Annotated in this window: 6 protein-coding genes; 5 read left to right on the forward strand and 1 reads right to left on the reverse strand. The window is 73.4% G+C overall.

Annotated elements, in window-relative coordinates; genetic code table 11:
- From AB0I76_RS21945 to AB0I76_RS21965, 5 genes are all read left to right on the forward strand, one after another.
- On the forward strand, window positions 1–1,098 hold a 1,098-nt coding region (locus tag AB0I76_RS21945), incomplete at its 5' end, for a sensor histidine kinase (protein ID WP_357038439.1).
- Window positions 1,095–1,760, forward strand: coding sequence for a response regulator transcription factor (locus tag AB0I76_RS21950; protein ID WP_357038442.1), 666 nt, complete (start codon window positions 1,095–1,097; stop codon window positions 1,758–1,760). The genes AB0I76_RS21945 and AB0I76_RS21950, both read left to right, overlap by 4 nt.
- A gap of 91 nt (window positions 1,761–1,851) precedes the next feature.
- Window positions 1,852–2,781, forward strand: a complete 930-nt coding sequence (locus AB0I76_RS21955) for an ATP-binding cassette domain-containing protein (RefSeq protein ID WP_357038445.1) — start codon at window positions 1,852–1,854, stop codon at window positions 2,779–2,781.
- Window positions 2,778–3,611: an ABC transporter permease subunit gene (locus AB0I76_RS21960; protein WP_357038448.1), complete on the forward strand. Its 834-nt coding sequence runs from the start codon at window positions 2,778–2,780 to the stop codon at window positions 3,609–3,611. The genes AB0I76_RS21955 and AB0I76_RS21960 overlap by 4 nt, the downstream gene beginning before the upstream one ends.
- Window positions 3,612–3,831: 220 nt before the next feature.
- Window positions 3,832–4,842: a sugar phosphate isomerase/epimerase family protein gene (locus AB0I76_RS21965; protein WP_357038449.1), complete on the forward strand. Its 1,011-nt coding sequence runs from the start codon at window positions 3,832–3,834 to the stop codon at window positions 4,840–4,842.
- 41 nt (window positions 4,843–4,883) lie between these two features.
- Here AB0I76_RS21965 and AB0I76_RS21970 read toward each other — a convergent pair.
- Window positions 4,884–5,221 (reverse strand): ROK family protein (locus tag AB0I76_RS21970; protein WP_357038452.1); only part of this gene is annotated, 338 nt, incomplete at its 5' end.

Consider the following 5,221-nt stretch of genomic DNA (forward strand, 5'->3'; position numbering starts at 1 on the left):
GCCGGCCAGCTTCCACGACCGGTGGCAGTCCGGTCAGCTGCTCTCCCGCATCACCTCCTGGTCGGTTGCGCCGCCCTGGTGCTGCGCCGCCGGCACCCGCTGCCGGTGCTCGCGGTGGTCACCGGCACGGCGGCCGTGTCGATCCTGGTGGAGCAGGCCCGGGGACCGTTCGTGCTGACGGTCGCGCTGGCCGCGTACACCGTCGCGAACCGGACCGACCGGCGGACCGCCGCTGTGGCCGGTGCGGTCAGCGCGGTCGTGGTCGGCGCGGCGGCCGTGGTCACGCTCGGCGTCTCCTGGGTGGACCCGGCGGTGGTGGTGCTGCTGCTCTGGTTCGGCGTCGCCGTGGCGGCCGGTGACGCCGTGCGCAGCCGGCGGGCGTACGTGGCGGTGCTGGAGGAGCGGGCCCTTCGCGCCGAGCAGACCCGTGAGGAGGAGGCCCGCCGCCGCGTGGCCGAGGAGCGGTTGCGCATCGCCCGCGAGCTGCACGACGTCGTCGCCCACCACATCGCCCTGATCAACGTGCAGGCCGGGGTGGCCGGCCACCTCCTGCGCGGGCAGCCGGACGCGGCCGAGGAGGCGCTCGGGCACGTCCGCGCGGCGAGCCGCACCGTGCTGGACGAGTTGGCCACCGTGCTCGGGGTGCTGCGCCGCGACGAGGAGACCGAAGCGCCGGTCGAGCCGGCACCGAGCCTGAACCGGTTGGACGCGCTGGTGGAGGGCTTCGCCACCGGGCAGCCGGTGCGCTGGACCGTGGCCGGGCAGCCCCGGCCGCTGCCCACGGCGGTCGACGTGGCCGCGTACCGGATCATCCAGGAGTCCCTGACCAACGCCCACAAGCACGCGCCGGGCGCGGCCGTCGCGGTCCGCCTGCGCTACGACGCCGCCGGCCTCACCATCGAGGTACGTGACGACGGTGCCGGCTCGCCGTCGCCGGCACCCGACGGGCCCGGGAGCACCCCGGGTGCCGGCATGGGTCTGCTCGGCATGCGGGAGCGGGCCGAGTCGGTCGGCGGCACCTTTACCGCCGGGCCGCGACCCGCCGACGGTTTCCTGGTACGCGCGGACCTGCCCGCGCCCGAGGAGGCGGCCGAGTGACGATCCGGGTGCTGCTGGCCGACGACCAGAAGCTGCTGCGCGCCGGGTTCCGGGTGCTCGTCGACTCCGCCCCCGACCTGACCGTGGTCGCTGAGGCGGCGACCGGGCGGGAGGCGGTCGACCAGCTCCGCGCGACGCCCGTCGACGTGGTGCTGATGGACATCCGGATGCCCGAGCTGGACGGGCTCGCCGCCACCCGGGAGATCACCGCCGATCCGGCCCTGGCCGGTGTACGGGTGCTGATCCTGACCACGTTCGAGGTGGACGAGTACGTCTTCGAGGCGCTGCGGGCCGGGGCCAGCGGCTTCCTCGGCAAGGGCGTCGACCCGGCCGAGCTGCTGGACGCCATCCGTACCGTTGCCGCCGGTGACGCCCTGTTGTCACCGAAGGCCACCCGTGGGCTGATCGCCCGGTTCCTGACGCAGCCCGAGCCGGACGCGCAGGCCACCCCCGAGCAGTTGCGGGTGCTCACCGAGCGGGAGCGGGAGGTCGTCACGCTGGTCGCCACCGGCCTGTCCAACGAGCAGATCGCCGAGCGGCTGGTGGTCTCCCCGCTGACCGCGAAGACTCACGTGAACCGGGCGATGGCGAAGCTCGGCGCGCGGGACCGGGCGCAGCTCGTCGTGATCGCGTACCAGAGCGGTCTGGTCCAGCCGCGGTAGGGGAGGCACCCGCCTACCGTGTCCGCGGTACGTCCAGGTGTCCGCCGCTGGCCGACGCGGGGGCCCGAGTACGCGGGCGATCGTTGGTCGCATGATCGATGTGACCAACCTGAGCAAGCGCTACGGCGACAAGGTCGCCGTCGACGACCTGACCTTCCAGGTGCGACCGGGCCTCGTCACCGGGTTCCTCGGACCGAACGGCGCCGGCAAGTCCACCACCATGCGGATGATCCTCGGCCTCGACACGCCCACCTCGGGCAGCGTCACCGTGGGCGGTCGCCGGTACGCCGACCACCCCGCGCCGCTGCGGGAGATCGGCGCGCTGCTGGAGGCTAAGGCCGTGCACACCGGCCGTACCGCCCGCAACCACCTGCTCGCCATGGCCGCCACCCACGGCATCGGCCGGCGGCGCGTCGACGAGGTGATCGACCTGGTCGGCCTGCACGAGGTGGCCGACAAGCGGGCCGGCGGTTTCTCCCTCGGCATGGGCCAGCGCCTCGGCATCGCCGCCGCGCTGCTCGGCGACCCGAAGGTCGTGATGCTCGACGAGCCGGTCAACGGCCTCGACCCGGACGGCATCCGCTGGATCCGGGACCTGCTCCGGGGCCTCGCCGCCGAGGGCCGGACGGTCTTCGTGTCGTCGCACCTGATGAGCGAGATGGCGATGACCGCCGAGCACCTGATCGTGATCGGCCGGGGCCGGCTCATCGCCGACGTGTCCGTCGCCGAGTTCGTCGCGCAGGCCGCGCACGACACCGTACGCGTCCGCTCGCCGCAGGCGACCACGCTGCGCGACCTGCTGGTCGGCCCGGACGTGACGGTGACCGCCGGCGAACCCGGCCTGCTGGAGGTCACCGGGCTGACCCGGGAGCAGATCGGCGACCGGGCCGCCGCCGCCGGCCTCACCCTGCACGAGCTGTCCACCCAGCAGACCTCGCTGGAGGAGGCGTTCATGACGTTGACCCGCGACGCGGTCGAGTACACCGCCGAGCCCACCGCTGCCGGAAGGACCGCCCGATGAGCACCGGAACCCTGACCCGAGCCACCTCCACCGTCCCCGCCGACGCGAAGGTCACCCCCGCAAGGGTGGTACGCGCCGAGTGGATCAAGTTCCGTTCGTTGCGCTCGTCGGTGATCATGCTGATCGCCACCGTCGCCCTGCTCGCCGGGCTCGGCCTGGCCTTCTCCGCCGTGCTGGCGGACAACCCGCCGCAACCCGGCACGCCGGCACCGCCCGGCGGACCCTCCTCGCTCGACCCGCTGGGCGCGAGTCTCGGCGGCGTCAACCTCGCCCAGTTGCTGATCGGCACCCTCGGGGTGCTGCTGGTCGCGGGCGAGTACTCCACCGGGATGATCCGTTCCTCGCTGGCCGCGGTGCCGAAGCGCTGGCCCGTGCTCGTCGGGAAGATCGCCGTCCTCGCCGGTGTCTCCCTCGCGGTGCTGGTGCCGACCGCCCTGCTGACCTTCCTCGGCGCGCAGGGCATCCTCGGCGACGAGGGCATCTCCCTCGGCGACGACGGGGTGCTGCGGGCGGTGCTCGGCGCGGCGTTCTACCTGGCCGGCGTGGGCGTGCTCGGGATGGCCGTGGGCGCGCTGCTGCGCAACACCGCCGGGGCGATCACCACCGTGGTGGCGCTGCTTCTCGTCGTGCCCGGCGTGATCTCACTGCTGCCGGAGAGTGTCTCCGACGCGGTCTCGCCGTACCTGCCCTCCAACGCCGGCGAGGCGTTCATGTCCATCTCGTCCAACCCGGACCTGCTCTCCCCGGGTGCCGGGGCGGCGGTGTTCGTGGGCTGGCTGGTGGTCCTCGTCGGCGCCGCCACCGTGCTCCTGCGCCGCCGCGACGCCTGACCGGACGGGGCCTTCCGCTGTGCGCCCCGGCGGAAATAGAGTGGGGGCGGCGACCGAGCAGGTGGCCGGTGACCCGGCGGGAGGCGCAACCCGTCGGGCCCAGGTGCGTATCCCCGTGCCCACCGGTCCGTGCCCGTCCGCCGCCGCACCGGCTCGGCCGGTCACCCCTCGCCCCGGTCCCGCACGTACGGAATCCCCATCACGACAGGGGAGAAGGACAATGGCGCGACCCATCACGCTCTTCACCGGCCAGTGGGCCGATCTACCGTTCGACGAGGTCTGCCGGCTCGCCTCCGAGTGGGGCTACGACGGTCTGGAGATCGCCTGCTGGGGCGACCACTTCGAGGTCGACAAGGCGCTGGCCGACGACTCGTACGTCGACCGCAAGCGGGAGACCCTCGCGAAGCACAACCTCCAGGTCTTCACGATCTCCAACCACCTCGTCGGCCAGGCGGTCTGCGACCACCCCATTGACGAGCGGCACCAGGACATCCTGCCGGCCCGGATCTGGGGCGACGGGGAGCCCGAGGGCGTACGCCGGCGGGCCGCCGAGGAGATCAAGGACACCGCCCGCGCGGCGGCGAAGCTCGGGGTGAAGACGGTCGTCGGCTTCACCGGCTCGTCGATCTGGCACACCCTCGCCATGTTCCCGCCGGTGCCACCGTCGATGATCGAGCGCGGCTACCAGGACTTCGCCGACCGGTGGAACCCGATCCTCGACGTCTTCGACGAGGTGGGCGTGCGGTTCGCCCACGAGGTGCACCCGAGCGAGATCGCGTACGACTACTGGACGACGAAGCGCACCCTGGAGGCGATCGGTCACCGCCCGGCGTTCGGGCTCAACTGGGACCCGTCGCACTTCGTCTGGCAGGAGCTGGACCCGGTGAACTTCATCTTCGACTTCGCCGACCGGATCTACCACGTCGACTGCAAGGACGCGAAGGTGCGCACCGGGGACGGCCGGCGCGGCCGGCTCTCCTCGCACCTGCCCTGGGCCGACCTGCGGCGGGGCTGGGACTTCGTGTCCACCGGCCACGGCGACGTGCCCTGGGAGGACTGCTTCCGCGCGTTGAACGCGATCGGCTACGACGGCCCGATCTCCATCGAGTGGGAGGACGCCGGGATGGACCGCCTCGTCGGGGCGCCGGAGGCGTTGCAGTTCGTCCGCCGGCTCGCCTTCGACGCACCCTCGGCGGCCTTCGACGCCGCGTTCAGCAGCAGCAAGGACTGAGGTGCCGCGGCCGGCCGGGGTTCGACTCCGGCCGGCCCGGCTCAGCCCGCCGTGAAGGCGTGGTCGCTGATCAGCCGGGCGGCGCCGATCACCGTCGCCCGCTCGTTCAGGTCGGACAGGACGATCGGCATCGTGCCGGTCGCCAGGGGCGCCGACCGGCGGTAGACCAGGGCGCGGACCTCGGCGAGCAGCAGGTGGCCGAGTCCGGCCGGCGCACCGCCGATGATCACGATCGCGGGGTTGACGAAGCTCACCAGCCCGACCAGCACCTGGCCGAGCCGCCGTCCCGCCTCGCGGACCACGCCGTGGGCGGCCGGGTCACCCCCGCCGGCCGTCGCCGCGAGGTCGGCCACGGTCAGGGTGCCGGCCTCGTCGAGCC

It is taken from the genome of Micromonospora sp. NPDC049799 (genome assembly GCF_040656655.1).
GTDB lineage: Bacteria > Actinomycetota > Actinomycetes > Mycobacteriales > Micromonosporaceae > Micromonospora.

Coding starts and splice junctions, on each gene's coding strand:
- AB0I76_RS21955 (WP_357038445.1), top strand. CDS start 1,852: ATGATCGATGTGACCAACCTGAGCAAGCGCTACGGCGACAAGGTCGCC.
- AB0I76_RS21960 (WP_357038448.1), top strand. CDS start 2,778: ATGAGCACCGGAACCCTGACCCGAGCCACCTCCACCGTCCCCGCCGAC.
- AB0I76_RS21965 (WP_357038449.1), top strand. CDS start 3,832: ATGGCGCGACCCATCACGCTCTTCACCGGCCAGTGGGCCGATCTACCG.